Annotated in this window: 28 protein-coding genes; 20 read left to right on the top strand and 8 right to left on the bottom strand. The window is 66.6% G+C overall.

Annotated features, from left to right (window positions below; all coding sequences use genetic code 11):
* Positions 1 to 7 precede the first annotated feature (7 nt).
* Positions 8 to 1,192 (bottom strand): efflux RND transporter periplasmic adaptor subunit, encoded by a 1,185-nt coding sequence (locus FHS74_RS25310; RefSeq protein ID WP_184806977.1) that lies wholly within the window; start codon positions 1,190 to 1,192, stop codon positions 8 to 10.
* A 221-nt stretch (positions 1,193 to 1,413) separates the two neighbouring features.
* Between FHS74_RS25310 and FHS74_RS25305 the strand changes: the two genes are divergently transcribed.
* Complete coding sequence (locus FHS74_RS25305; protein WP_184806976.1) at positions 1,414 to 2,100, top strand: TetR/AcrR family transcriptional regulator; 687 nt, start codon at positions 1,414 to 1,416, stop codon at positions 2,098 to 2,100.
* Between the two features lie 37 nt (positions 2,101 to 2,137).
* Here FHS74_RS25305 and FHS74_RS25300 read toward each other — a convergent pair whose 3' ends face one another.
* Complete coding sequence (locus tag FHS74_RS25300; protein WP_184806974.1) at positions 2,138 to 2,419, bottom strand: hypothetical protein; 282 nt, start codon at positions 2,417 to 2,419, stop codon at positions 2,138 to 2,140.
* Between the two features lie 209 nt (positions 2,420 to 2,628).
* Here FHS74_RS25300 and FHS74_RS25295 point away from each other — a divergent pair, with 209 nt between their 5' ends.
* The 3 genes from FHS74_RS25295 to dcp all read left to right on the top strand — a co-directional run bounded on the left by FHS74_RS25295 (position 2,629) and on the right by dcp (position 6,241).
* Positions 2,629 to 3,309, top strand: coding sequence for a TetR/AcrR family transcriptional regulator (locus FHS74_RS25295; RefSeq protein ID WP_184806972.1), 681 nt, complete (start codon positions 2,629 to 2,631; stop codon positions 3,307 to 3,309).
* The gene (locus FHS74_RS25290; RefSeq protein WP_184806970.1) at positions 3,299 to 3,895 is read left to right on the top strand and encodes a 3'-5' exonuclease; all 597 of its coding nucleotides are present in this window, start codon (positions 3,299 to 3,301) and stop codon (positions 3,893 to 3,895) included. Before FHS74_RS25295 ends, FHS74_RS25290 begins: the two co-directional genes overlap by 11 nt.
* Before the next feature lie 204 nt (positions 3,896 to 4,099).
* Complete coding sequence (gene dcp / locus FHS74_RS25285) at positions 4,100 to 6,241, top strand: peptidyl-dipeptidase Dcp (protein WP_211106538.1); 2,142 nt, start codon at positions 4,100 to 4,102, stop codon at positions 6,239 to 6,241.
* 88 nt (positions 6,242 to 6,329) lie between these two features.
* Here the strand turns inward: dcp and FHS74_RS25280 are convergent, their stop codons facing one another.
* The 3 genes from FHS74_RS25280 to FHS74_RS25270 are packed head-to-tail and all read right to left on the bottom strand — an operon-like array spanning position 6,330 to position 8,151.
* Complete coding sequence (locus FHS74_RS25280; RefSeq protein ID WP_184806968.1) at positions 6,330 to 7,193, bottom strand: xanthine dehydrogenase; 864 nt, start codon at positions 7,191 to 7,193, stop codon at positions 6,330 to 6,332.
* The gene (locus FHS74_RS25275) at positions 7,190 to 7,621 is read right to left on the bottom strand and encodes an ArsC/Spx/MgsR family protein (protein WP_184806966.1); all 432 of its coding nucleotides are present in this window, start codon (positions 7,619 to 7,621) and stop codon (positions 7,190 to 7,192) included. Before FHS74_RS25275 ends, FHS74_RS25280 begins: the two co-directional genes overlap by 4 nt.
* The gene (locus tag FHS74_RS25270) at positions 7,618 to 8,151 is read right to left on the bottom strand and encodes a response regulator (protein WP_343067033.1); all 534 of its coding nucleotides are present in this window, start codon (positions 8,149 to 8,151) and stop codon (positions 7,618 to 7,620) included. Before FHS74_RS25270 ends, FHS74_RS25275 begins: the two co-directional genes overlap by 4 nt.
* Before the next feature lie 413 nt (positions 8,152 to 8,564).
* Between FHS74_RS25270 and nifH the strand changes: the two genes are divergently transcribed.
* The 10 genes from nifH (at position 8,565) to FHS74_RS25220 (ending at position 17,960) form a co-directional block, all read left to right on the top strand.
* Complete coding sequence (nifH, locus tag FHS74_RS25265; RefSeq protein WP_184806964.1) at positions 8,565 to 9,449, top strand: nitrogenase iron protein; 885 nt, start codon at positions 8,565 to 8,567, stop codon at positions 9,447 to 9,449.
* 88 nt (positions 9,450 to 9,537) lie between these two features.
* Positions 9,538 to 11,040, top strand: coding sequence for a nitrogenase molybdenum-iron protein alpha chain (gene nifD / locus FHS74_RS25260; protein WP_184806962.1), 1,503 nt, complete (start codon positions 9,538 to 9,540; stop codon positions 11,038 to 11,040).
* A 113-nt stretch (positions 11,041 to 11,153) separates the two neighbouring features.
* Complete coding sequence (nifK, locus tag FHS74_RS25255; RefSeq protein ID WP_184806960.1) at positions 11,154 to 12,713, top strand: nitrogenase molybdenum-iron protein subunit beta; 1,560 nt, start codon at positions 11,154 to 11,156, stop codon at positions 12,711 to 12,713.
* Between the two features lie 131 nt (positions 12,714 to 12,844).
* Positions 12,845 to 14,506 carry a nitrogenase iron-molybdenum cofactor biosynthesis protein NifE gene (gene nifE, locus FHS74_RS25250; protein ID WP_184806958.1) on the top strand — a complete coding sequence of 554 codons (1,662 nt, stop codon included), beginning with the start codon at positions 12,845 to 12,847 and terminating at the stop codon, positions 14,504 to 14,506.
* Positions 14,507 to 14,511: 5 nt separating this feature from the next.
* The gene (gene nifN, locus FHS74_RS25245) at positions 14,512 to 15,906 is read left to right on the top strand and encodes a nitrogenase iron-molybdenum cofactor biosynthesis protein NifN (RefSeq protein ID WP_184806956.1); all 1,395 of its coding nucleotides are present in this window, start codon (positions 14,512 to 14,514) and stop codon (positions 15,904 to 15,906) included.
* Positions 15,903 to 16,298 carry a nitrogen fixation protein NifX gene (nifX, locus tag FHS74_RS25240; protein WP_184806954.1) on the top strand — a complete coding sequence of 132 codons (396 nt, stop codon included), beginning with the start codon at positions 15,903 to 15,905 and terminating at the stop codon, positions 16,296 to 16,298. The genes nifN and nifX overlap by 4 nt, the downstream gene beginning before the upstream one ends.
* 8 nt (positions 16,299 to 16,306) lie before the next feature.
* On the top strand, positions 16,307 to 16,777 hold the full coding sequence (locus FHS74_RS25235; RefSeq protein ID WP_184806952.1) for a NifX-associated nitrogen fixation protein: 471 nt from the start codon (positions 16,307 to 16,309) through the stop codon (positions 16,775 to 16,777).
* A gap of 13 nt (positions 16,778 to 16,790) precedes the next feature.
* Positions 16,791 to 16,991, top strand: a complete 201-nt coding sequence (locus FHS74_RS25230) for a CCE_0567 family metalloprotein (protein ID WP_184806950.1) — start codon at positions 16,791 to 16,793, stop codon at positions 16,989 to 16,991.
* Positions 16,992 to 17,037: 46 nt separating this feature from the next.
* On the top strand, positions 17,038 to 17,340 hold the full coding sequence (gene fdxB / locus FHS74_RS25225; RefSeq protein ID WP_184806948.1) for a ferredoxin III, nif-specific: 303 nt from the start codon (positions 17,038 to 17,040) through the stop codon (positions 17,338 to 17,340).
* Between the two features lie 5 nt (positions 17,341 to 17,345).
* Positions 17,346 to 17,960, top strand: coding sequence for a nitrogen fixation protein NifQ (locus FHS74_RS25220; protein ID WP_184807034.1), 615 nt, complete (start codon positions 17,346 to 17,348; stop codon positions 17,958 to 17,960).
* A gap of 23 nt (positions 17,961 to 17,983) precedes the next feature.
* Here FHS74_RS25220 and FHS74_RS25215 read toward each other — a convergent pair whose 3' ends face one another.
* Together FHS74_RS25215 and FHS74_RS25210 are read right to left on the bottom strand one after the other, a co-directional pair.
* Positions 17,984 to 18,298, bottom strand: a complete 315-nt coding sequence (locus FHS74_RS25215) for a hypothetical protein (protein ID WP_184806946.1) — start codon at positions 18,296 to 18,298, stop codon at positions 17,984 to 17,986.
* 74 nt (positions 18,299 to 18,372) lie between these two features.
* Complete coding sequence (locus FHS74_RS25210) at positions 18,373 to 18,831, bottom strand: hypothetical protein (protein WP_184806944.1); 459 nt, start codon at positions 18,829 to 18,831, stop codon at positions 18,373 to 18,375.
* A 135-nt stretch (positions 18,832 to 18,966) separates the two neighbouring features.
* Here FHS74_RS25210 and FHS74_RS25205 point away from each other — a divergent pair, with 135 nt between their 5' ends.
* Positions 18,967 to 19,407: a Rieske (2Fe-2S) protein gene (locus FHS74_RS25205; RefSeq protein WP_184806942.1), complete on the top strand. Its 441-nt coding sequence runs from the start codon at positions 18,967 to 18,969 to the stop codon at positions 19,405 to 19,407.
* A gap of 6 nt (positions 19,408 to 19,413) precedes the next feature.
* On the opposite strand, the gene FHS74_RS25200 is transcribed toward FHS74_RS25205, so the two are convergent.
* Positions 19,414 to 20,004 (bottom strand): hypothetical protein, encoded by a 591-nt coding sequence (locus FHS74_RS25200; protein WP_184806935.1) that lies wholly within the window; start codon positions 20,002 to 20,004, stop codon positions 19,414 to 19,416.
* A 281-nt stretch (positions 20,005 to 20,285) separates the two neighbouring features.
* Between FHS74_RS25200 and FHS74_RS25195 the strand changes: the two genes are divergently transcribed.
* Genes FHS74_RS25195 through cysE form a run of 5 tightly spaced genes read left to right on the top strand, consistent with a single transcriptional unit; the run spans position 20,286 to position 24,141 of the window.
* Positions 20,286 to 20,606 carry an iron-sulfur cluster assembly accessory protein gene (locus FHS74_RS25195; RefSeq protein ID WP_184806933.1) on the top strand — a complete coding sequence of 107 codons (321 nt, stop codon included), beginning with the start codon at positions 20,286 to 20,288 and terminating at the stop codon, positions 20,604 to 20,606.
* A gap of 41 nt (positions 20,607 to 20,647) precedes the next feature.
* A complete protein-coding gene (locus FHS74_RS25190; protein ID WP_184806931.1) occupies positions 20,648 to 20,947 on the top strand; it encodes a NifU family protein in 300 nt (99 codons plus the stop codon).
* A gap of 48 nt (positions 20,948 to 20,995) precedes the next feature.
* Positions 20,996 to 22,204: a cysteine desulfurase NifS gene (gene nifS / locus FHS74_RS25185; RefSeq protein ID WP_184806929.1), complete on the top strand. Its 1,209-nt coding sequence runs from the start codon at positions 20,996 to 20,998 to the stop codon at positions 22,202 to 22,204.
* A gap of 41 nt (positions 22,205 to 22,245) precedes the next feature.
* The gene (nifV, locus tag FHS74_RS25180; protein WP_246463354.1) at positions 22,246 to 23,376 is read left to right on the top strand and encodes a homocitrate synthase; all 1,131 of its coding nucleotides are present in this window, start codon (positions 22,246 to 22,248) and stop codon (positions 23,374 to 23,376) included.
* 12 nt (positions 23,377 to 23,388) lie between these two features.
* A complete protein-coding gene (cysE, locus tag FHS74_RS25175; protein ID WP_184806927.1) occupies positions 23,389 to 24,141 on the top strand; it encodes a serine O-acetyltransferase in 753 nt (250 codons plus the stop codon).
* Positions 24,142 to 24,153: the final 12 nt, after the last annotated feature.

Raw genomic sequence — 24,153 nt, 5'->3', positions numbered from 1 at the left:
CGGGGCCTCAGAGCGGCTGTTGCGCGGCGGGGGCCGCGGGCTTCGGCTCGGCGGCGGCGTCGGGCTTCACTTCCGCGCCTGGGCGCAGGCGCTGGACGCCGACCACGACGACGCGGTCGCCGGCGCTCAGGCCGCCGGTCACCACCCACTTGTCACCCTGGGCCTGGGTCGTGGTCACCGGGCGCACGGAAACCTTGTTGTCGGCGCCGACCACCCAAACGGTGGCGCTGCCGTCACCGCCACGGACCACGGCCTGCTGGGGTACCAGGAAGGCGTCGTTGCGCACGCCCTCTTCCACCCGGGCGCGCACGAACAGCCCCGGCAGCAGGTCGGCCTTGGGGTTGGGCACGATGGCGCGCAGGGTGACCATGCCAGTGGTCTGGTCCACCGTGACGTCGGCGAATTGCAGCCGGCCCGGCTGCTCATAAGGGGCGTCGCCCATGCCGTCGATGAACAGGCTGATGGGCGCCTCGCCGGCAGCGGCACCCTGGACGTGACCGGCGGTGATCTCACGACGCATCAGCATCAGGTCGATGCTGGATTGGGTGATGTCGACGTATAGTGGGTCCAGCTGCTGCACCGTGGCCAGCGCCGTGGTCTGGTCGGACGTGACCAGCGCCCCCTCCGTGACGGAGGAGCGGCCGATGCGGCCGGAGATGGGGGAGTAGACCTTGGTGTAGTCCAGGTTGATCTGGGCGGTCTTGACCGACGCCTTGGCGGAGTCCACGGCGGCCTGATCAGTGGCCAGCGAGGCGATGGCGTCGTCGTAGTCCTGCTTGGAAATCGCGTTGACCGTGACCAGATCGGCATAGCGCTCGGCCTTGGCCTTCACCGATTTCACCGTCGCTTCGGCCTGGGCCAGGGTGGCCTTGGCGCTCGCCAAGGTCGCCTCATAGGGGGCGGGGTCGATCTGGTACAGCTGCTGACCCGCCTTGACGTCGCCGCCTTCGGTGAACAGCCGCTTGAGGATCACGCCGCTGACCTGCGGGCGCACGTCCGCCACGCGGAAGGCGGACGTGCGGCCCGTCAACTCCGTGGACAGGGTGACCGGCTGTGGGTTGACGGTGACGACCCCGACGGACAGGGGGCCGGGTGGTGGTGGCGCTTGCTTCTTCTCGCCGCATCCGACAAGCGCAACCGCCGCCGCCGACAGCGTCGCCACCAGGGCCACCCTAGGAATATTGAGCGTCATCAATGCCTCATCGACCGAAAATGCACCACCGACCAGTGTCCGGCCCAATGCGTAAAGGCCAGGAAAACAACCTGGGGATGGAAAGGGGACAGGGAAGAAGATAGTGGAGGGTGCGACTTGCGGAAGCCCCCGCCGTGCTGTACATGGAATACGTACTGTATCATACAGTACAGTCCTGTGATGTTCGTCACCAGACGATTGATTAAGCTATGAAAAATTTAATGACCCCATCTGAGCAAGCCGATGAAGGCGATGCGGACCTAACCTCTTGCGTCGATCCGACCGTCGATGTGCCGCCTAAACTGGGGCGCCGGGCGGAGGCGCGCCGTACCGCCATGTTGGACGCAGCACAGAAGGTCTTCCTGGAAAAGGGCTTCGAGCGGGCGACCTTGGGCGACATCGTGGCGCTGTCCGGCGGCTCCCGCGCCACCTTGTATGAGCTGTTCGGGGGCAAGGAAGGCCTGTTCCTGGCGGTCCTGCAGGGGGTGACCGCCCATATCGGCCAGCTGATGACCGATCTCGCGGAAAGCTGCGGGCCGCCGGAGGAGGTGCTGCTGCGGTTCGGCACCTCGCTGCTGGAGGCCTTGATCCAGCCCCAGGTCATGGCCGTGCACCGCATCCTGTTGGCGGAGGGGCGGCTGTTCCCTGATCAACTGGAAGGCTTCTTCCGCACCGGTCCCGACCAATCGCGCCTCAAGGTGGCCAACTATCTGCGCCGCGCGGCCGACCAGGGGCTGATCGTGGTGGATGATCCGGTGGTCGCCGCCCGCGTCTTCTTCGGCATGGTGACGGCGGGATATTCCTTCGAGGGTCAGGTCAATCCGGCTCGGCTGGGTGACGCCGCCGACCGGGATGCCTATGTCCAGCAGGTGGTGCATGTGTTCCTGAACGGCCTGCGCCCGCGCTGACCGCCTGCCTGCCGGGGACCGGGGGCTAAAGCTGCCGTCAGCGCCGCCGGCCCTGTGTCTGCTGGTTGAGCTGGAAGAACAGGGTGACCAGGGCGGCGAGGGCGGCGGCGAAGGGCGCGCCGATGAACCACACCATCAGGAACGTGTACTGAGACACGCCCAGCAGCATCAGGACGATGGCCAGCAGGATGATGGCGCCCAGGGCCGCGATGGCCATGGACCAACTGACGATGGACAGGCAAGCGACCGTGGGGTCGCTGGCGTCGACGCTGACACCCTCCCCGTCTTCATGGCCCCGACTGTCACTGGCGCCGGTCATGGCTGCATCCAGCTGTTCATCTCCCATTTTTTAACAGTAACACTCCGCCGTCCGGATTCCACTGTCCACCCGGCTATCCCTGCGTATGGGGGGACCCGCGGCCCAATCCCAGGGCTTCTCCAGGGTGGCGTTCCGGGGCCGGACGCTGTAGTCATGGCGCAGTAGGCGCCGCGCCGCTTTCCGGCCCGTGGCCCCCCAGGTACAACCCCATGCCCCGTGCCATTCCCCCCGTGACCGCCGTCGACCCCGCCTCCACCGACCTTCCTGGGGCCTCCGCCCCCATCCCCACCACCGGCAGGGCCGCGGCCATGCGTCTCCGCCTGATGCAGGCGGGCGCCGAGTTGCTGGGTGAGGTCGGGATCGAGCGCATCTCCACCAATCAGGTGGCCAGCCGCGCCGGGGTGACGCCACCCGTGTTCTACCGCCATTTCAAGGACAAGTACGACCTGCTGGCGGCTTTGGGCGACGCCCTGATGTCATCCCAGAACGACATTCTCTATGAGTGGCTGGAGCGGAGCGCGCCCGTCGGCTTTGATGAGCTGATGCAGAACCACTATCAGTTCCTGCTGTCCACCATCCAGGCGACGGCCGCCGTGCCGGGGGCGGTGTGGATCATGCGGGCCCTGCGCGCCGTGCCGTCGCTGACCGCCATCCGTCTGTCCTCCCATGACGTGGTGACCGACCGCATCTGCCGCGCCATGGCCCCGCTGGTGCCCGAGATCGACGGGACGGAGTTGCGGCTGCGCACCCGCATCGCGGTGGAGGCGGGCTACGCCGCCGTGGAAATGGCGCTGGACGACCCCGATATATGTCCGGAGGATGTGTGCCGCGCCCTGACCCAGATGTGGATGGGCGGCCTGCGCCACGGGGGTGGGTCAGATGGTCGATAAGGCGCGGATCGCTTCCGCCCGCCGCTGGGTGGCCATGGATATCGAGATGACCGGCTTCCGCGCGGTGGAGGGGCGCAGCATCATTGAGGTGTCCTGCGTCGCCGTCTCGCCCTCCGCCACCGGAGCGCTGGTGCGTGAGGCGTGCAGTTGGCGGATCAATCCATCATGCCCGCTCAACCCCATCGCCATCGGCGTCCACGGCGTCCGGGCCGAGGATATCGCCGATAGCCCCAGCTTTGTCGAGGTGGTGGGCGAAATCCTCGACTTCATCGGCGACGACCCGCTGGTGTTCCACGGGGCCGCCGGCGACATCGCCGTGCTGAACCAGGAACTGGCGGCGGCCGGGCTGCCCCGCCTGTCCAATCCGGTGGTATGCACCGAAAAGCTCGCCCGCCAGCGCTGGCCGGAAGAGCGCTCCCGTCTCCCCCTGGTGGCGGAACGTCTGGGCGGCACGGTCTGGCAACGCCACAAGAGGCGGCGGCAACGGGACGGCAGTGTCATCGTGACCGGCGACTATCGGCACAAGTCCCGGGCCGATGCCGAAATGACGGCGGATGTCTGGCTGGCCCTGGGGGGGCCCGGCTGAACGGTGGCGGCCGGTGGACCGTCCATCACCCCCGTCACATGGCCCTGGAAACCATCGCCGCCGTCGGCGATGATCCCGCCATCACCGTCACGGCTCACGCATGCCGGCGACGGCCATGGCTGGGTGCCTGTCACAACGCGTTCAGGGGCATGATCCGTCCGTTGATGAACAGGAAATCGAAACAGAGACTCTCAGGGAATCCCGATGACACGTACCGCTCTGCTTGGAACTGTGGGCGCGTTGGCACTCGCGGCGCTCACCGCCGCGCCCGCGCTGGCGGCGAAGCCCGCCACGACCGGCGCCAACCCCTTCGCCAGTCCCAGCACCCTGCCGTTTGAGGCCCCCCGTTTCGACGTCATCAAGGACGCCGACTACCTGCCCGCTTTCCGGCAGGGCATGAAGATCCAGCTGGCCGAGATCAAGAAGATCGCCGACAACCCGGCGGCGCCCACCTTCGACAACACCCTGGTGGCGATGGAGAAGTCCGGCCGCATGTTGGACCGGGTGAGCCTGGCCTTCTTCGGTGTGGTCCAGGCCAACACCAACGACGCCCTGGACAAGGTGCAGACCGAGGTGTCGCCCCTGCTGTCCCAGCACCAGGATGCCATCTACCTCAATGCCAAGCTGTTCCAGCGGGTCAAGGCGCTGTACGACAAGCGCGACAGCCTGAAGCTGGCCCCCGAGCAGGCCCAGTTGCTGAAGGTCTATCACGAGCAGTTCATCCGCGCCGGCGCCCAGCTGAACGACGCCGACAAGGCCAAGCTGCGTGATCTCAACACCCAGCTGTCATCGCTGGAGACGGCCTTCCAGCAGAAGCTGGTGGCGGCGGCCAAGGCCGGCGGCCTGGTGGTGGACGACAAGGCCAAGCTGGCCGGTCTGGGTGATGGCGCCATCGCCGCCGCCGCCGAGGCCGCCAAGGAACGCAAGCTGGACGGCAAATACCTGGTGCCGCTGCAAAACACCACGCAGCAGCCGGCCCTGTCCTCCCTTGATGACCGGGCGACGCGTCAAGCCTTGTTCGAGCGCGGCTGGACCCGCGCCGAGATGGGCGACGCCAACGACACCCGCGCCACCATCTCCGACCTGGCCAGCCTGCGGGCGCAGAAGGCCAAGCTGCTGGGCTTCCCCAACTACGCGGCCTACGTGCTGGCCGACCAGATGGCGGTGACGCCGGAGGCGGCGCAGGGCTTCATGCAGCGGATGGTTCCGGCATTGGCGGCGGAGCAGAAGCGCGAGGCGGCTGAAATCCAGGCCCAGATCAAGAAGGACGGCCAGGATTTCGCCCTCCAGCCCTGGGACTGGGCCAAGTACGCCGAAGAGGTGCGCAAGGCCAAGTACGACCTGGATGACGGCGCGCTGAAGCCCTATTTCGAAGTGCGCACCGTGCTGGAGGAGGGCGTGTTCTACGCCGCCAACCAGCTGTACGGCCTGACCTTCAAGCGCCGCACCGACATCCCCGTCTACCAGCCCGACGTGCTGGTCTATGAGGTGATCGACAAGGACGGCTCCGCCCTGGGGCTGATGTACTTCGACTATTTCAAGCGCGACAACAAGTCGGGCGGGGCCTGGATGTCCAACTTCGTCCAGCAGTCCACGCTGCTGGGCACCAAGCCCGTGGTCTACAACGTCTGCAACTTCACCAAGCCCGCTCCGGGCCAGCCGGCGCTGATCAGCTTCAGCGACGTCACCACCATGTTCCACGAATTCGGCCACGCCCTGCACGGCCTGTTCGCCAAGCAGACCTATGAGACCCTGTCGGGCACCAACGTGGCGCGCGACTTCGTCGAGTTCCCGTCGCAGTTCAACGAGCACTGGGCCCTCGATCCCAAGGTCCTGGCCCATTACGCCAAGAACCACCAGACGGGCGAGACCATGCCGGCCGACCTGGTGGAGAAGATCAAGAAGGCCGCCACCTTCAACCAGGGCTACAGCCTGGGCGAGGTGGTCGCCGCCGCCATGCTGGATCTGGAATGGCACGCCCTGCCGGCCGACGCGCCCAAGCAGGACGTCGACGCCTTCGAAAAGGCGGCCCTGGCCAAGACCGGCCTGGATGTGGACGACGTGCCCCCCCGCTACCGCTCCAGCTATTTCCTGCACATCTGGGGTAACGGCTACGCCGCCGGCTACTACGCCTATCTGTGGACGGAGATGCTGGATGACGACAGCTATGCTTGGTTCAAGGCCCATGGCGGCCTGACGCGGGAGAACGGCGACCGCTTCCGGGAGATGATCCTGTCCAAGGGCCACACCGAGGAGTACGGCCCCATGTTCCGCGCCTTCTATGGCAAGGATCCGGACATCGGCCCCATGCTGGAAAACCGCGGCCTGGCGCCGGAAGGCAAGTAAGCCCTGATCCAGGCGCGCCTGGAGGCGATGGCGGACCGGCGGCGCATGCCGCCGGTCCCGTCGCTCCCCAGGGGGCTTGGGGACGTGATCATTTCACCAGGCGGAATTTGTGGGCGCCCGCAATGGGTGTCTCCCGCGCCCGGGCGGTCATGGCGGTGATCAGGGCGTCGGCGATTGTTTGCGCCCGATCGTCCAATCCCGCCCAAACGGCGTCGCGGACCCGGGGGTCGACCTCCAGCAGCTTCACGCCCGCCGGAACCTCCGTGCCATCCCGGACAACGCCGCGCAGCGTCCCGTCGAAGGGGGCGGCGATAGCCATTTCGCCCAGATGGCCGATGACGTAGTCCTTGAACACCCGTGACCCGATTTCCATCGCCGTGTGCCAACGCGCCGGCACGGTGGCGTAGACGAAGCGCTCGCGGCCCCGGCCACCCAGCGATCGGGAAATCCCGTCGGCGTCGTCGGTACGGCCGTCACGGACGATGCGGCCCGTCTTCGCGGGTTTGGTCTCGATGGCGATGTCACAGTTTTCGCCGATCTCAAATCCCGGGCCCAGGCCGATGGTGGTTCGGGCCAGCCGGCGCAGGTCCGGCGTGACCTGGTATTTCTGCATCCGCGCGTCGACCAGCAGGTCGATGTTGCGCACGACGATCAGGTCCAGCAAACCCAGCTCCGTGATGATCACGCTGTCCCGCCGGGTCAAAGCCGCCGGTATCGCGGCACCGGTGTCCACGCGCTCCGCCCGCACCCCCGCCAGCGTGACGGGGTCGTCGAACAGCGCGTCATGGAACGCCATTTTCCGGCGGATCACCGGCGGCAGGGGGTCGTGGGACAGGACGGTGCCGTATCCCCGGCGGTGAAGGCGCACCGCCACGGCCGACGCGATCTCATTGGTGCCCAGGATCACGGCGTAGCCGGGACGGGCCCCGGCGGGGGTGTGCGCGCGGCTCATGCTTGCTCTCTCGCGGTCGTCGGGTCCGGATCGGGGTGATGGGCGCAGCCCTTGAAGGCGGGATCGTCCGCCGTCGCGGTCGGCCCCAGCCAGGGGGCCAGCTCGGACGGGGTGAATCCCAGATGGCGACGCCCCTCGATCTCCAGCAGCGGCCGTCGGATCAGCAGGGGGTTGGCCAGCATCAGCGCCAGCGCCGCCCCCTGGTCCAGCGCCGCCGGAACCACGGCTCCGGATTTCACGGCGGGGGCCGCGGCGTTGAACCACTCGACCACCGGCGCGTCCCCGAAAAACGCCATCAGCCGCGGCGCCGTCCATTTCTCGGCCAGAAGGTCGCGGGGCACCACGGTGTGCCCGGCCTCCTCCAGCAGGCGTCGCTGGCGGGCGTTGGTTCGGCAGCCGGTCTTCTCGTAAAAGACGATCACGCTCACGCCGACCTCCCTGGTCCGGTCACCGCACCGCCCAGCTGGATCAGGGCGGCACCGCCGCCCCGGCCCAGCACCGTGTCGACCTTGCGGCGCACGCCCTCCAGGGTCAGCGGCTTGACCAGGGCGCCGTGGGCGCCGGCCTTCATCGCCTGGATCGCCAGCGCCTCCTCCGCCCGGGAGCAGACGACCAGGATGCGCACGCCCGGGAACGCCGTCAGGATGGCCGGTACCAGATCGGTCCCGCGCTCCGCCAGGAACGACACCCCCAGCAGCACCACGTCGGGCTTCAGCCAGCCCGTCCCCTTTTCATAGGCGGCTTCGGGAGTGGGCAGTTCATGGGTTTCGATCTCGTCATGCAGCATGAACTGCAAGGCCGCGCGCGTGATCTCGTCCTGGTCCACCACGAACACCCGCCGCTGGTCGACCGCCTTTGATGTCTCAACCCCGATCTGCATGTCACCCTCGCCGCCACCGTCCGCCCGCTCTTCGCCCCGTTCCAGGCGCGCCGCGAACCTCTCGCGGGATAGGTCCACGCAAGTTCCGTTCCGCGTGCGGCCAGGGACATTCAGGGGGCGCCCCGTCGGGCTCCTGGGCGCGGTTTCGCTGGGCTTTCGCCGCCGCTGGCGGATGGGCGGTCGGGCGGCGGCGTCCCCCGCCTTGTTCCTTTTGCGACAGCGGCCGTCGCGGGCTGTCGGGTTCAAAACATCTTTGTCGCGGCTGGGTGTCGGAAAAATATATCAAATAAAACAATAAGATAATGTGTCTTTCGCGATTGGCACGGCCGTTGCTCATAGACGCCACGGCTAGTGAGGGCTGAGTGCACGCCGACGCGCTGACGAGCGATGTACTCCTTCCCGAAATCCGCGAGCCCGCTTCTGAGATGAGGTACCGCCCCGGGGCGATCGGCACGGGGAAGGTCATTGGCAATCGGTTCAAGGAGATCCCAATGTCGGCTCTACGACAAATCGCGTTTTACGGTAAGGGTGGTATCGGCAAGTCCACCACCTCACAGAACACCCTGGCGGCCCTGGCCGAGATGGGGCACCGCATCCTGATCGTCGGCTGCGACCCCAAGGCGGACTCCACCCGCCTGATCCTGCACGCCAAGGCGCAGGACACCATCCTCAGCCTGGCCGCCGCCGCCGGCAGCGTCGAAGACCTCGAGCTGGAAGAGGTCATGAAGGTCGGCTACCGCGACATCCGCTGCGTTGAATCCGGCGGCCCGGAACCGGGGGTCGGCTGCGCCGGCCGCGGCGTCATCACCTCCATCAACTTCCTGGAGGAGAACGGGGCCTACGAGGACATCGACTATGTCTCGTACGACGTGCTGGGTGACGTGGTGTGCGGCGGTTTCGCCATGCCCATCCGCGAGAACAAGGCCCAGGAAATCTACATCGTCATGTCCGGCGAGATGATGGCCATGTACGCGGCCAACAACATCTCCAAGGGCATCTTGAAGTACGCCATGTCCGGCGGCGTCCGTCTGGGCGGCCTGGTCTGTAACGAGCGCCAGACCGACAAGGAACTGGAACTGGCGGAAGCCCTGGCCAAGAAGCTGGGCACCCAGCTCATCTACTTCGTGCCGCGCGACAACATCGTGCAGCACGCGGAACTGCGTCGCATGACCGTCCTGGAATACGCGCCGGACAGCGCGCAGGCCGACCATTACCGCAAGCTGGCCCACCGCGTTCACAACAACGCCGGCAAGGGCATCATCCCCACCCCCATCACCATGGACGAGCTGGAGGACATGCTGATGGAGCACGGGATCATGAAGAAGGTCGACGAAGCCATCGTCGGCAAGTCCGCGGCCGAACTGGCGATCGCCTGACCGGTCACCGCTCCAGTCCCTGTGCCCGGCCGCCGCATCCAGGCCGGGCACAGGGACTGGCCATCCCGGGTAAAACGAGGGCAGCGAAATGAGTGTTTCGGAAACCGAGAGCGTTGCGGAAATCAAGGCCCGCAACAAGGAACTGATCAACGAGGTCTTGCAGGTTTACCCGGAGAAGACCGCGAAGCGGCGCGCCAAGCACCTGAACGTGCATGAGGCCGGCAAGTCCGATTGCGGTGTGAAATCCAACCTGAAGTCCATTCCGGGCGTCATGACCATCCGTGGCTGCGCCTACGCCGGATCCAAGGGCGTGGTCTGGGGCCCGATCAAGGACATGATCCATATCAGCCACGGCCCTGTCGGCTGCGGCCAATATTCCTGGGCCGCCCGGCGCAACTATTACATCGGCACGACGGGCATCGACACCTTCGTGACCATGCAGTTCACGTCCGATTTCCAGGAAAAGGACATCGTCTTCGGCGGCGACAAGAAGCTGGCCAAGATCATGGACGAAATCCAGGTGCTGTTTCCGCTGAACAACGGCATCAGCGTCCAGTCGGAATGCCCCATCGGCCTGATCGGCGACGACATCGAGGCCGTGTCCAAGGCCAAGTCCAAGGAATATGGCGGCAAGACGATCGTGCCGGTGCGCTGTGAGGGCTTCCGCGGCGTGTCCCAGTCGCTGGGCCACCACGTCGCCAACGACGCCATCCGCGACTGGGTCTTCGACAAGGTCGACCCCAACGCCGTCGCGAAGTTCCAGGACACGCCCTACGATGTCGCCATCATCGGCGATTACAACATCGGCGGCGACGCCTGGTCATCCCGCATCCTGCTGGAAGAGATGGGCCTGCGGGTCATCGCCCAGTGGTCGGGTGACGGCACGCTGGCGGAACTTGAGGCGACGCCCAAGGCCAAGCTGAACGTCCTGCACTGCTACCGCTCGATGAACTACATCTCGCGCCACATGGAAGAGAAGTACGGCATTCCGTGGTGCGAATACAATTTCTTCGGACCCAGCAAGATCGCGGAATCCCTGCGCCGCATCGCCAGCTACTTCGATGACAAGATCAAGGAAGGGGCGGAGCGGGTCATCGCCAAGTACCAGGCGCTGATGGATGCCGTCATCGCCAAGTACCGGCCGCGCCTGGAAGGCAAGACGGTGATGCTGTTCGTGGGCGGCCTGCGCCCCCGCCACGTCATCGGCGCCTATGAGGATCTGGGCATGGAGGTTGTCGGCACGGGCTACGAGTTCGGCCACAACGACGACTACCAGCGCACGGCCCAGCACTACGTCAAGGACGGCACGCTGATCTACGACGACGTCACCGGCTATGAGTTCGAGAAGTTCGTGGAACGCATCCAGCCGGACCTTGTCGGCTCCGGCATCAAGGAAAAGTACGTGTTCCAGAAGATGGGCGTGCCGTTCCGCCAGATGCACTCCTGGGATTATTCCGGGCCCTATCATGGCTATGACGGGTTCGCCATCTTCGCCCGCGACATGGACATGGCCATCAACGCGCCGGTCTGGAAAATGGCCCACACGCCTTGGAAAACAGCGTCCAAGCCCACCTTGCTGGCCGCTGAATAAAGCCGCCGGGCGGGCCTTTCCTAAAGAGGGAAGGGCCCGCGTCCGGGATCGAACACGCGCTCATCGAGACGCACCGAGGGCCCTGAGAGGCCCTATTTGGAAGGGCTTCCATCATGACACAGAATGCCGAAAACGTGCTTGACCACCTTGAGCTTTTCCGCGGCCCTGAATACCAGCAGATGCTGGCGAACAAGCGCGCGCTGTTCGAGGATCCGCGCGACCCGGCGGAGGTGGAGCGGGTGCGCGAATGGGCCAAGACCCCCGAATATCGCGAGAAGAACTTCGCCCGTGAGGCGCTGACCGTCAATCCGGCCAAGGCCTGCCAGCCGCTGGGCGCCGTGTTCGCCGCCGTGGGTTTTGAGGGCACCATCCCCTTCGTCCACGGCAGCCAGGGCTGCGTCGCCTACTACCGCAGCCATTTCTCGCGCCATTTCAAGGAACCCAGTTCCTGCGTCTCGTCCTCCATGACCGAGGACGCGGCGGTGTTCGGCGGCCTCAACAACATGATAGACGGCTTGGCCAACACCTACAGCATGTACAAGCCGAAAATGATCGCCGTTTCCACCACCTGCATGGCGGAAGTGATCGGCGACGACCTGAACGCCTTCATCAAGACGGCCAAGGAAAAGGGCTCGGTGCCCGCCGACTACGACGTGCCCTTCGCCCACACGCCCGCCTTCGTCGGCAGCCATGTGACCGGCTATGACAACGTGATGAAGGGCATCCTGGAGCATTTCTGGGACGGCAAGGCCGGCACGGCGCCCAAGCTGGAACGCCAGCCCAACGGCAAGATCAACTTCATCGGCGGCTTCGACGGCTACACCGTCGGCAACCTGCGGGAGATCAAGCGCCTGTTCGGCCTGATGGGGATCGACTACACCATCCTGGGCGACAACAGCGATGTCTGGGACACGCCGACGGACGGTGAGTTCCGCATGTACGACGGCGGCACCACCCTGACGGACGCGGCCGAGGCCGTGCATGCCAAGGCCACCATCTCCATGCAGGAATACTGCACGGAAAAGACGCTGCCCCTGATCGCGGCGCACGGGCAGGAGGTCGCGGCCTTCAACCACCCCATCGGCGTGGCGGGCACCGACAAGTTCCTGATGACGCTGGCCCGTATCGCCGGGGTGGAAATCCCGGAAGCCCTGGCGCTGGAGCGTGGCCGGCTGGTCGACGCCATCGCTGACAGCAGCGCCCATATCCATGGCAAGAAGTTCGCCATCTACGGCGACCCGGACCTGTGCCTGGGCCTGGCGGCCTTCCTGCTGGAACTGGGGGCCGAGCCCACCCACGTGCTGGCCACCAACGGCAACAAGGCCTGGGCGGAAAAGGTGCAGGCCCTGTTCGACAGCTCGCCGTTTGGCAAGAACTGCCACGTCTATCCGGGCAAGGATCTGTGGCACATGCGCTCCCTGCTGTTCACGGAGCCGGTGGATTTCCTGATCGGCAACACCTACGGCAAGTACCTGGAGCGTGACACGGGCACGCCGCTGATCCGCATCGGCTTTCCCATCTTCGACCGCCACCATCACCATCGCTATCCCGTGTGGGGCTATCAGGGCGGACTGAACGTGCTGGTCTGGATCCTCGACAAGATCTTCGACGAGATCGACAAGAGCACCAACGTCCCGTCCAAGACGGACTACAGCTTTGACATCATCCGCTGACCCCTCCCCGTGAGCGCTTCCCCCAAAAGCGCTGCCTCCTGGCCGCGCCGTCCGGCTTCCCCGGAAGCCCCGGCGGCGCGGCACTTCTTGGGCCCATCCAGGTGAGGCCGTCCAGGTGAAGGAGAGACGCCATGAGTTCGCTGTCGGCCACCATACAAGCGGTTTTTGACGAGCCCGGTTGCGGCAAGAACGCCAACAAGTCGGCGGCCGAGCGCAAGAAGGGTTGCACCAAGCAGCTGCAGCCCGGCGGGGCGGCGGGGGGCTGCGCCTTCGACGGCGCCAAGATCGCCTTGCAGCCGCTGACCGATGTCGCCCATCTGGTGCATGGCCCCATCGCCTGCGAAGGCAATTCCTGGGACAACCGGGGCGCCAAATCCTCCGGCTCCGCCCTGTGGCGCACCGGCTTCACCACCGACATCAATGAGACCGACATCGTCTTCGGTGGCGAAAAGCGCCTGTACAAGGCCATCCGCGAAATCATCGAGAAGTATGACCCGCCGGCGGTCTTCGTCTATCAGACCTGCCTGCCGGCCATGACCGGCGACGACATCAACGCCGTCTGCAAGGCGGCCGCCGCGAAGTTCGGCAAGCCCGTCATCCCCATCAACTCCCCGGGCTTCGTCGGGCCGAAGAACCTGGGCAACAAGCTGGCGGGCGAGGCCCTGCTGGACCACGTCATCGGGACGGAGGAGCCGGCGTACACCACCCCCTACGACATCAACATCATCGGCGAATACAACCTGTCGGGCGAACTGTGGCAGGTGAAGCCGCTGCTGGATGAACTGGGCATCCGCATCCTGTCCTGCATTTCCGGCGACGGGAAATACCACGAGGTGGCGTCGTCCCACCGGGCGCGGGCCGCCATGATGGTGTGCTCCAAAGCCATGATCAACGTCGCCCGCAAGATGGAGGAGCGCTACGGCATCCCCTTCTTCGAAGGGTCGTTCTACGGCATCGGCGACACCAGCGACAGCCTGCGCGAGATCGCGCGCCTGCTGGTGGAACGCGGCGCGCCCGATGATCTTCTGGCCCGCACGGAAACCGTGATCGCGCGGGAAGAGGCGCGGGCCTGGGCCGCCATCGCCCCCTACAAGCCCCGTTTCCAGGGCAAGAAGGTGCTGCTGATCACCGGTGGGGTGAAGTCCTGGTCGGTGGTGGCGGCCTTGCAGGAGGCGGGCCTGGAACTGGTCGGGACCAGCGTCAAGAAGTCCACCAAGGAGGACAAGGAACGCATCAAGGAACTGATGGGCCAGGACGCCCACATGATCGAGGATATGACCCCGCGCGAGATGTACAAGATGCTGAAGGACGCGCGGGCCGACATCATGCTGTCGGGCGGCCGGTCGCAGTTCATCGCGCTGAAGGCGGCGATGCCCTGGCTGGACATCAACCAGGAACGCCACCACGCCTACATGGGCTATGTCGGCATGGTCCGGCTGGTGGAGGAGATATCCAAGACCCTGTTCAACCCGGTGTGGGAACAGGTGCGCCGCCCGGCCCCCTGGAACGTGCCGGGCGACAGCTGGCAGGACAAGGCCATCGCCCAGATGGATGCGGAGGCCGCGGCGCTGGCCGCCGATCCGGTACGGGCGGAGGTGGCCCGGCGGTCGCGCCCGGTCTGTGTCTGCAAGAACGTGAACCTGGGCACCATCGAGGATGCCGTCCGGTCGCATGCCCTGGCGACGGTGGCGGAGGTGAAGAGCCATACCAACGCCACGGGCGGCTGCGGCGCCTGCGCCGTGCGGGTGGAGGAAATCCTGGCGGCCGGCCCGGCCCTGGTCGCGGCGGAGTGACGGCCATGGCGACGATCACCCACCTGAAGAAGGCCTGCACGGTCAACCCGCTGAAGATGAGCCAGCCGATCGGTGGCGCGCTCGCCTTCATGGGCTTGCGCGGATCCATGCCGCTGCTTCACGGGTCGCAGGGTTGCACCTCCTTCGGGCTGGTGCTGTTCGTGCGCCATTTCAAGGAGGCCATCCCCCTGCAGACCACCGCCATGAGCGAGGTGGCGACGGTGCTGGGTGGCTACGACAATGTCGAACAGGCCATCCTGAACATCCATAAGCGCACCAAGCCCGAGATCATCGGCATCTGCTCCACCGGGGTGACGGAAACCAAGGGCGACGATGTCGAGGGCTATATCCGCATGGTGCGGGAGCGCAATCCCGAGGTGGCCGACCTGCCCATCGTCTATGTCTCGACCCCCGATTTCAAGGATGCCTTCCAGGATGGCTGGGCCAAGGCGGTCACGCGGATGGTGGAGGCGCTGGTGCACCGCCCGCCGCCTGGGGCCGTTCGCGACCGCGCCCGCGTCAACGTGCTGCCGGGATGCCACCTGACCCCCGGCGACCTGGACGAATTGCGCACCATCATTGAGGATTTCGGCCTGCGCCCCAGTTTCCTGCCAGATCTGGCGGGGTCGCTGGACGGCCACATCCCCGATGAATTCACGCCCACCACCATCGGCGGCATCGGCGTGGACGAGGTGGCGGCCATGGGCACGGCGGCCTGGACCCTGGCGCTGGGTGAACAGATGCGCCCGGCGGCCCAGGCGTTGCACGACAAGGCGGGCGTGCCCTTCCATCTGTTCCAACGCCTATGCGGCCTGGGGCCCACCGACGACCTGATGATGTTCCTGGCGGAGATCAGCGGCCGGCCGGTGCCGACCAAGTACCGCCGGCAACGGGGGCAGCTGGTGGATGCCATGCTGGATGGCCACTTCCACATTGGTGGCCGCACCCTGGCCATCGGTGCCGAACCCGACCTGCTGGCCGATGTCGGCGGCATGCTGCATGGCATGGGCGCCCGGATCGCGGTCGCCGTCACCACCACCCATTCCCCCGTGCTGGCCGACGTCGATACGGGTGAGGTGCTGATCGGCGACCTGGAGGATTTGGAACGGCTGGCGGCGGAGCGCGGCTGCGACCTTCTGATCACCCATTCCCATGGGCGCCAGGCCGCGGCGCGGCTGGGCATTCCCTTCTTTCGCATGGGCATCCCCATGTTCGACCGCCTCGGCGCCGGCCACCTGACCATGGTGGGCTATCGCGGCGCCCGCGACCTGATCTTCGCCATCAGCAACCTGGTGATGGCCGATCATGAGGCCAATCACGAACCGACGCCGGACACCTGGCGGACACCGCATGAGCCCGGCGCCGTCGCCGGCGCCTGGACCGAAGGGGAAATCGCATGAAAATCGCGTTCGCGACGCAGGATCTGAAGCGTGTCGATGCCCATTTCGGCTGGGCGCGGAACATCGCGATCTATGAACTGAGCCCCGAGGGCCACCACTTCCTGAAGGCGGTCGAGTTCGCCGGCGACCTGCAGGAGGACGGTAACGAGGACAAGCTGGCGCCCAAGATCGAGGCCATCAAGGACTGTGCCATCCTCTATGTCGCCGCCATTGGCGGGTCGGGGGCCGCCCGGGTGGTGGCCAACAACATCCATCCCATGAAGGTCAACCAGCCCGAGGCCATCGAGGATCTGTTGGGCCGGCTGAAGGATGTCCTGAACGGCACGCCGCCGCCCTGGCTGCGCAAGGCGCTGGCCAAGGACGCGAACCGCACCCTTGATTTTGAGGATTGAGACCCAGCATGTCCAACATCGCGGAAATCGTGCCGCCCGAGGCGGCGGCCCAGTCCCCCTTCATCAAGGAACTGGTCAAGGTGTGGCGGGCCCAGGACACCCACGGCACCTGGGATTCCAAGTCAGACCTGGATCTGCTGGAACCCTATATCCTGGATAAGGAAAAGCGCCGGGCGCTGCCGATCATGGGCGATCCCGATCCCGAGACGATCTGGCGGCTTGAGCTGTTCTTCAACGCCATCGCCTTGTCGATTGAACGGGCCACCGGCGTCATGGTCACGCCCATGCTGAAGATGAGCCATGAGGGCTTCGGCCGCATGGTCCTGCTGGGCGGGCGCCTGGTGGTGGTGAACAAGCAACTGCGCGACGTCCACCGCTTCGGCTTCGACAGCCTGTCCAAGCTGGCGGAGGAGGGGGCGAAGTATGTCCAGGCGGGCGTCGAGATGATCGAGCGCTTCCCCGACGTGGCGCGCTACTGACGGGGGGCGGGTGATGAGCGAATTGGAAACCCTGAAGGCCGAGATCAAGAAGCTGTCGGCCAAGGCCATGCAGGCCAAGATGGACCTGCATGATTTGTCGGAGGAGTTGCCGGTGAACTGGCCCTCCATCCTTGAGGTCGCGCAACGGGCCCACGACGCCTTCGCCATCCTGGAAAGCAAGCGCGCCGCCCTGAAGACGCTGGAAAACGCCTGATACCCCATCGCCGGTCCTTTGTCCTTTGCTAGGGAGTGTCCATCCCATGTCCGCCTCCACCCGTGACGGTCGCGCCTGGCAGCCCGATTTCCTGATCGCCATCGATGCCAGGCGCTGCATCGGCTGCGGCCGCTGTTTCAAGGTGTGTGGCCGCAACGTGATGATCTTGAAAGGCCTCAATGAGGACGGGGATCTGATCGACCTCGACAACGACGATGATGATGACGAGATCGAGAAGAAGGTCATGGTCATGGCCGACCAGGGGGCATGCATCGGTTGCGGCGCCTGCGCCCGGGTGTGCCCGGCCAACTGCCAGACCCACGGGCCCCAGACGATGGAGGCCGCGTGACGCGGATGGGCGCGCCAGACATCTATGCCCGGCTGATGGCGGGAGCGGACGGTGGCCACGACGCCTTTGATCGGCATGTGGTGGCGTCCATCCTGTCGCTCGCCTGGGTGGAGGCCGCGCGGGATGGAAGCCCGCTGCCCGCCTGGGTTGGCCTGGCACCTAGCGCTTTGGAAGGGATGGTCGCGGGTCTGTTTCCGGCGGCATCGGCGATCCTCGAGCCCGCTTCCGTCCCGCTGGCTGTCCTGGGCGACGATGAGGCCGCCGTGCGGGACCTGCTGTGGATGTACGCCAGCGAGGGCAGCCCCCTGCAGCGCGACCTGTCGGCGATGATCGCCCGGCGCTGCACCCGCCCCAACCATTTGTGGCAGGACCTGGGCTTGCGCGACCGGGGTGAACTGTCGCGCCTGATGCGCCGGCACTTCAAACCGCTGGCGGAGCGCAACAGCCAGGACATGAAGTGGAAGAAGTTCCTGTATCGCATGATCTGCCGGTCCGAAGGGTTCTCCCTCTGCTCGGCCCCGGTCTGTTCCGATTGCGATGACTTCGACATCTGCTTCGGCGCGGAGGATGGCGAGGCCATCCTGGCCCATATCCGCTCCGGCCGGTCGCTCGCGGTCTGATCCCCTGACGCTATTTGACCACGCTATTCGATCCCCTGTTCGCGTGCCTTCCATAGGGCCGCGATGCGAAAACGCTCATGGATGGCCTGGGGGCTGGCCAGCAGGTCCGCCTCGGCCTCCTGCAGCGCGGCCAGGGCGGCTGCCGCCTCCGCCGCCGTCAGGGCGACGCGGCCCGCCATGTGGGTGGCGTCGGGTACGGCGCGCAGGATGGCCAGGCGGTGGGGGTGGCGCGCCACCTCCACCAGCTCCACCGCTTCCAGCGCGCCATCCAGGCGCAGCGCCAGCCCCACGACCTCCAGCCGCCGGCCATCCTGGGTGACCTTCACCAATGTCGCCATTCTTCCAATCCTTTGGTTCCACGCGCCAGCAGGCGCCCCTGTCGCAAACCTGACACCCGTCGACAAGCCGACAATCAGGGCGTCGCGGGCAGCGGGAAGCCGGGGCGGGGTTTGGTGTTGTAATAGTCCGGCCGTTCCGGCCAGCCGCCTTCCGCGATCACCTTGAAGGCGGTCAGGCGAACCGGCGCCTTCTCCGAACAGGACACTTCGGCGAACTTGATCTCCCGGTCACCCGGTCCTGCCGAGAAGTCGGCGACGACGGTGCCGTCCGCCGTGCGCGCCCGGGCGAAGCCGGGAACGCCGCCGTCCAGTGCCGGCACGGGATTGGCCAGGAACAGCGGCTTTTCCAGGCCGTCCTCCGCCGGGGCGAAGGCGGGATTGGCGAAGGTGAACACGGCGAGCACGCCGCTGCGGTCCACCGGCTGATCGGCGGAGGGGGGCCGGGCGACGGAATGCACGGTCAAGGTGCCACCCGCGAGCAGGGCCTTGATCTCATCCAGGGTAAGGTCGGCGTAGGCCGTGGCGATGTTCATGTCGTGTTTCCTCGGGTTGACGGGGCTTCCGATCGCTTAAATCCAAATTCCGTGCCAAGGCGCCGGTGTGAGGGGCCGGGGCCTCGCGCGCTTCTTGCATGGGTGGGATGGTTCCCCTTTCCAGAGAGGCCAGAGATGGACAGCACTTCCACCCCCAGCGTTCCCGACGGCGCCGTCGCCTACGCCATTTGCGCCCTGGACGACATCCCCAGCCGCAAGGCCCGTGGTTTCCATCTGCTGCGCCAGGGTGAGGACGGCGCGCCCCGGCCCTGGTCCATCATCGTCGTGCGCTGGGGGCGCCAGGTGTTCGGCTACGTCAACACCTGCCCCCACGACGGCGTGCACCTGGATTGGGAACGCAATCAGTTCCTGGATCCCAACGGCACCCGGCTGATGTGCGGCAAGCACGGTGCCCTGTTCGATCTCGGCACCGGCCGCTGCGTCGAGGGGCCCTGCCAAGGGGCGGGGCTGCAGCCGGTGGCGCTGGCCGTCCTGGATGGCGACATCTGCGTCACCGGCGTGTCCCTGGTCGAGGACGCCGACGATATGCCGTGCGAGGCGGAAGGGGTTGGATGAGGGCGGTTACACCGGGCGGTTCTCATTGCGGTTCTTGACGGGATACATGCCGGCGACCCCCTGCTCGAAGCTGACCGTCTCGTACCGGCCATCAAATTTCAGGGCGATATCCAGCAGCACGTCCAACTTGCCGGCGGTGTCCAGCTTCTTGATGTCGTTCTTGTCGATGCCCATCAGGTCCATCATCTCCTTCCACACCGTGGATTCATCCAGAGGCAGGACGATGAAGGGGATGCCGTCCAGCACGACCTGATAGCTGGCCAGCAGGTCGATGTTGTTACAGAAGACGAAGTACTTGCCGGTAGGCCGCAGCAGGCCGGACAGCACCTCCGACACGTCCTTCAGATAGGCGAAGGAGTGCAGGTAACCCGCCAGCACCGGCAGCGTCGCTTCCCCCTCCACGGCATAGGTCAGCACCTGTTCCATGCAATAGTCGGGCGGGCGTTTCTCATCGGCGATCTGCGGCTGGAACTTCAGCGCGACATCGCCGCGAAAGCCGAAGCGTCCAGGCTTGGTGGTCGGTCCCTTCAGCACCGCGTTGAAAAGACGGCCCTCGTGGTCCAGGCGGCCCAGGGCCGTTTTCTCTATCGTCGTCATCGCAATCCCCATGGCTGGTGTTTGAAAACCGTCCCCTCCCTGGGGCGGCGGTCCCCCTATGCAAGGCGTCTGCCGGACAGGCCGGGCATGGTCCCGCCCCAGCGATGGCGCGGCGCGCGGGCTTCATCAGCCCCGGCGGCACCCTGTCGCAAACCCGACACAGGGTAGCAAACGCAACAGGGCTTGTTCGAAATATTGGCTCTTTTCAACGAATTATCGGGTGGCACGTCTTTTGCGGCTGGGGAGGGTGACCCATCCCCAAACCCATGAAGGGTGTCGCCATGATCACACTCACCCCCAGCGCCTTGAACGCCGTCCGCAGCGCCATCGCCGGCGCGGCCGACCCCGCCGGTGGCCTGCGCATCACCGTCGATGCCGGTGGATGCGCGGGATACAAATACATGATGGGCCTGGCGGGCGAGGCGGGGCCTGAAGACACCATCATCGACCAGGATGGCGTGAAGGTGTTCATCGACAGCAAGAGCCAGGACCTGCTGACGGGCACCACCATCGACTTCGTCGTGGCGCTGGAAGGGTCGGGTTTCACCTTCGACAACCCGAACGCCAAGTCGAGCTGCGGCTGCGGCAAATCCTTCGGCTGACCGGCCATCCAGCCATCCCCTTGCTTGAGGACCGCCCCGCCATGCTTGTCCCCGTTTCCGTTTCCGAACCGTCCGAGGTCATCGCCCCCGCCGAGGACCCGCGCGTGCGCATTATCCAGGACGCCATCGCCGAAATCCGCCCGGCCTTGCGGCGCGATGGCGGCGACTGCGAATTCCTGGGCATCGAGGGCGACACGGTCAGGGTTCGCCTGGCCGGCGCCTGCGTCATGTGCCGGTTGAGCAGCGCCACGCTGGAGGGCATCCAGGCCCGCGTGGTGGAAAAGCTGGGGGCTTTCGTGCGGCTGGTGCCGGTGATCGGACCGCCGGGCCCCAGCCACTGACGCCGGGCCGCCGTCCACCACTTCATGGCGACAAGGGAGGCTTTGGTCGTGCAACCGGTCTACCTGGACAACAACGCGACGACGCGCACCCACCCCGCCGTGGTCGCGGCCATGCTGCCCTATTTCACGGAGCGGTTCGGCAACGCCTCGTCGGGCCATGCCTTCGGGATGGCCGCCGCCGACGGGGTGCGGGCCGCGCGGCGGCAGCTGCAGGCCTTACTGGGGGCGGCCCATGACCATGAGATCGTCTTCACGTCGGGCGGGACGGAGGCCAATTCCACCGCCTTGCTGTCGGCCCTGGAAACCCAGGCCGGGCGGGATGAGATCGTGACCACGGCGGTCGAACATCCGGCCATCCTGTCGCTGGCGACACACCTGGAAAAGACCGGCAGGGCGAAGATCCACATCATCGGCGTGGATGCCGCCGGCCGGCTGGACATGGCCGACTTCGACCGCGCCCTGGGCCCGCGCACGGCCCTGGTCAGCGTCATGTGGGCCAACAATGAGACCGGGGTGGTCTTCCCCGTGGCGAAGCTGGCCCAACGGGCCCATCAGGCGGGCGCCCTGTTCCATACCGACGCCGTTCAGGCCGTGGGCAAGCATCCCATCGACCTCGGGACCACCGATATCGACATGCTGTCGCTGTCCGGACACAAGCTGCACGGGCCCAAGGGCATCGGGGCGCTGTACCTGCGCAAGGGCACGCCTTTCCGGCCGCTGATCCGTGGCGGCCGCCAGGAACGCGGCCGGCGGGGCGGTACCGAGAACGTGCCCGCCATTGTCGGGCTGGGGGTCGCCGCCGAACGGGCGGCCGGGGCGCTGGCCGACGGCCATCATCTCCGGATGCGCGCCCTGCGCGACCGTCTGGAGCAGGGGCTGCTGCGGCGCGTGGGCCACTGCGCCGTCCTGGGCGGGGAGGGCGAACGGCTGCCCAACACCGCCAACATCGTCTTCGAGTATGTCGATGGTGAGGCCCTGTTGCTGCTGCTGGACCGGGCCGGCATCGCCGCGTCGTCAGGGTCGGCTTGCGCCACGGGCGGCATGGAACCGTCTCACGTCCTGCGCGCCATGCGGGTGCCGTCCAATGCCGTGCGTGGCGCCATCCGCTTTTCCCTGTCGGTCGAGACCAGTGCGGCGGATGTGGACCACGTCCTGACGGTTCTGCCGGATTTGGTCGCCCGCCTGCGGACGACGTCGCCGCCGTGGCGTGACCGCGCGGCCGTCGCCCAGCTCAGTCAATCCGCCGTCTGCCCTTGAGTCGATCGCCCTTGAGCCGTCTGCCCCTGAGGAGTTCCATCATGATGTTGAACGCCCCGCCCATCATCATCAATGACACCACGCTGCGCGACGGTGAACAGGCGCCCGGCGTCGCCTTCACCACGGAGGAGAAGGTGACCATCGCCCGCCGGCTGGAGGCCGCTGGCGTGGATGAGATCGAGGCCGGCGTGCCCGCCATGGGGCCGGCGGAGGTGGAGGCCATCGCCGCCGTGGGGCAGGCGATCAGCACCTCCGCAGTCATCGCCTGGTGCCGGATGACGGAGGCGGACGTCGACGCGGCGGTGCGCACCGGCCTGACGCGCGTGAACCTGTCGGTGCCGGTGTCCGACCGCCAGATCCGGGTGAAATTCCAGACGGGCCGGCAAGAGATCATTCCCCGCATCCGGCGGGTGGTGTCCTACGCCCGGGATCGTGGCCTGGCTGTGGCCGTGGGCGGCGAGGATTCCAGCCGCGCCGATCTGGATTTTCTGATGCGGGTGGTGACGGCGGCGGAGGATGCCGGCGCCCACCGCTTCCGCTTCGCCGATACAGTTGGCGTGCTGGATCCCTTCCGCACGCATGAAATCTTCCGGCAACTCTGCGCGGAAACCGATCTGGAGCTTGAGTTCCACGGCCATGACGATCTGGGCCTGGCCACCGCCAACACCCTGGCCGCCGTCCGGGGGGGCGCCACCCATGCCAGCGTCTGTGTTCTGGGTCTCGGGGAACGGGCCGGCAACGCCGCCCTGGAGGAGGTGGTGGCGGCCCTGGGCCCCATCGCCGGCCGCCGCACGGGCGTGGATATGACCCAGCTTCCCGCTCTGGCCGACCTGGTGGCGGCGGCCGCCGGCCGGCCCATCGGTGCGGCCAAGTCCATCGTCGGGTCGGCGGTCTTCACCCATGAATCCGGCATCCACGTATCCGGCCTGCTGCGTGACCCGGAAACGTACGAGGCGCTCAACCCCGCCTGGTTCGGCCGCGTGCGGTCCATCGTTCTGGGAAAGCACTCGGGCATGGCGGCCATCAACAACGCCTTGGCGGCGCTGGGCCTGTCACCGGATGAGGGCCGCGCCCGCCGGGTGTTAGAGGAGGTGCGGAACTGCGCCATCGCCTGGAAGCGGCCGATCAACGAGGGCGAGCTGCTGAAGTTCTATGAGGCCACCGGGGATTGAAGGGAAACCGCCATGCCGACGCCGGATCGTGAGGCCAGCTTGTGGACCCTGGTGCGTGAGGATATCGCTTGTGTGAAGGGCCGTGACCCGGCGGCGCGCTACGCGTTGGAAATTGCGCTGACCTATCCCGGCGTGCACGCGGTCCTGCATCACCGGATGGCCCATCGGCTCTGGCGGCGGGGTTGGCGCTTTCCGGCGCGGCTGCTCGCCTGGTTCGCGCGGCTGGTGACCAACGTCGATATCCATCCCGGCGCCCGCATCGGCCGTCGCTTTTTCATCGACCACGGCGCCGGCGTGGTGATCGGCGAGACGGCGGAGATCGGCGACGATGTCACCCTCTATCACGGTGTCACCCTGGGCGGGACCAGTTGGTCCCCCGGCAAGCGCCATCCCACCATCGGTGACGGCGTGCTGATCGGCGCCGGCGCCAAGGTGCTGGGCCCCATCACCGTCGCGGCGGGGGCCCGTGTGGGCGCCAATTCCGTGGTGGTGGAGGATGTGCCGCCGGCCATGACGGTGGTGGGTATTCCCGGCCGCGTCGTGCGTGACCCGCGCGACCGGCGGGCCGCTGGCGATCAGACCTACGGGCGCATCAATCTGGAACACCACCTGATCCCCGATCCGGTGGGCGATGCCCTGGCCCTGATGATCGACCGGATCGCTTTCCTGGAGGCGCGGGTCGGCCACCTGCAAGGCCGTGTGGCGTCGTTGCAGGCGCAGGTGGCGGCGCTGGACCCGGCGGCGGCCGATTCGGTTTGCGCGTAATCCAACGACAAG

Source organism: Nitrospirillum iridis (genome assembly GCF_014205765.1).
GTDB classification, from domain to species: Bacteria; Pseudomonadota; Alphaproteobacteria; order Azospirillales; family Azospirillaceae; genus Nitrospirillum; species Nitrospirillum iridis.
This window is presented reverse-complemented; position numbering and strand designations above follow the sequence as displayed.

Bases quoted from the DNA above. Each gene is read 5' to 3' on its own strand.
- nifV (WP_246463354.1), top strand. From the start codon at position 22,246: ATGATGTTGAACGCCCCGCCCATCATCATCAATGACACCACGCTGCGC.
- FHS74_RS25220 (WP_184807034.1), top strand. From the start codon at position 17,346: ATGGGCGCGCCAGACATCTATGCCCGGCTGATGGCGGGAGCGGACGGT.
- cysE (WP_184806927.1), top strand. From the start codon at position 23,389: ATGCCGACGCCGGATCGTGAGGCCAGCTTGTGGACCCTGGTGCGTGAG.
- FHS74_RS25290 (WP_184806970.1), top strand. From the start codon at position 3,299: ATGGTCGATAAGGCGCGGATCGCTTCCGCCCGCCGCTGGGTGGCCATG.
- FHS74_RS25195 (WP_184806933.1), top strand. From the start codon at position 20,286: ATGATCACACTCACCCCCAGCGCCTTGAACGCCGTCCGCAGCGCCATC.
- FHS74_RS25190 (WP_184806931.1), top strand. From the start codon at position 20,648: ATGCTTGTCCCCGTTTCCGTTTCCGAACCGTCCGAGGTCATCGCCCCC.
- FHS74_RS25280 (WP_184806968.1), bottom strand. From the start codon at position 7,193: ATGAGCCGCGCGCACACCCCCGCCGGGGCCCGTCCCGGCTACGCCGTG.
- FHS74_RS25305 (WP_184806976.1), top strand. From the start codon at position 1,414: ATGACCCCATCTGAGCAAGCCGATGAAGGCGATGCGGACCTAACCTCT.
- FHS74_RS25200 (WP_184806935.1), bottom strand. From the start codon at position 20,004: ATGACGACGATAGAGAAAACGGCCCTGGGCCGCCTGGACCACGAGGGC.
- FHS74_RS25310 (WP_184806977.1), bottom strand. From the start codon at position 1,192: ATGACGCTCAATATTCCTAGGGTGGCCCTGGTGGCGACGCTGTCGGCG.
- FHS74_RS25205 (WP_184806942.1), top strand. From the start codon at position 18,967: ATGGACAGCACTTCCACCCCCAGCGTTCCCGACGGCGCCGTCGCCTAC.
- nifD (WP_184806962.1), top strand. From the start codon at position 9,538: ATGAGTGTTTCGGAAACCGAGAGCGTTGCGGAAATCAAGGCCCGCAAC.
- nifK (WP_184806960.1), top strand. From the start codon at position 11,154: ATGACACAGAATGCCGAAAACGTGCTTGACCACCTTGAGCTTTTCCGC.
- FHS74_RS25210 (WP_184806944.1), bottom strand. From the start codon at position 18,831: ATGAACATCGCCACGGCCTACGCCGACCTTACCCTGGATGAGATCAAG.
- nifE (WP_184806958.1), top strand. From the start codon at position 12,845: ATGAGTTCGCTGTCGGCCACCATACAAGCGGTTTTTGACGAGCCCGGT.
- FHS74_RS25300 (WP_184806974.1), bottom strand. From the start codon at position 2,419: ATGACCGGCGCCAGTGACAGTCGGGGCCATGAAGACGGGGAGGGTGTC.
- FHS74_RS25295 (WP_184806972.1), top strand. From the start codon at position 2,629: ATGCCCCGTGCCATTCCCCCCGTGACCGCCGTCGACCCCGCCTCCACC.
- FHS74_RS25235 (WP_184806952.1), top strand. From the start codon at position 16,307: ATGTCCAACATCGCGGAAATCGTGCCGCCCGAGGCGGCGGCCCAGTCC.
- dcp (WP_211106538.1), top strand. From the start codon at position 4,100: ATGACACGTACCGCTCTGCTTGGAACTGTGGGCGCGTTGGCACTCGCG.
- FHS74_RS25215 (WP_184806946.1), bottom strand. From the start codon at position 18,298: ATGGCGACATTGGTGAAGGTCACCCAGGATGGCCGGCGGCTGGAGGTC.
- FHS74_RS25230 (WP_184806950.1), top strand. From the start codon at position 16,791: ATGAGCGAATTGGAAACCCTGAAGGCCGAGATCAAGAAGCTGTCGGCC.
- nifN (WP_184806956.1), top strand. From the start codon at position 14,512: ATGGCGACGATCACCCACCTGAAGAAGGCCTGCACGGTCAACCCGCTG.
- nifX (WP_184806954.1), top strand. From the start codon at position 15,903: ATGAAAATCGCGTTCGCGACGCAGGATCTGAAGCGTGTCGATGCCCAT.
- fdxB (WP_184806948.1), top strand. From the start codon at position 17,038: ATGTCCGCCTCCACCCGTGACGGTCGCGCCTGGCAGCCCGATTTCCTG.
- nifH (WP_184806964.1), top strand. From the start codon at position 8,565: ATGTCGGCTCTACGACAAATCGCGTTTTACGGTAAGGGTGGTATCGGC.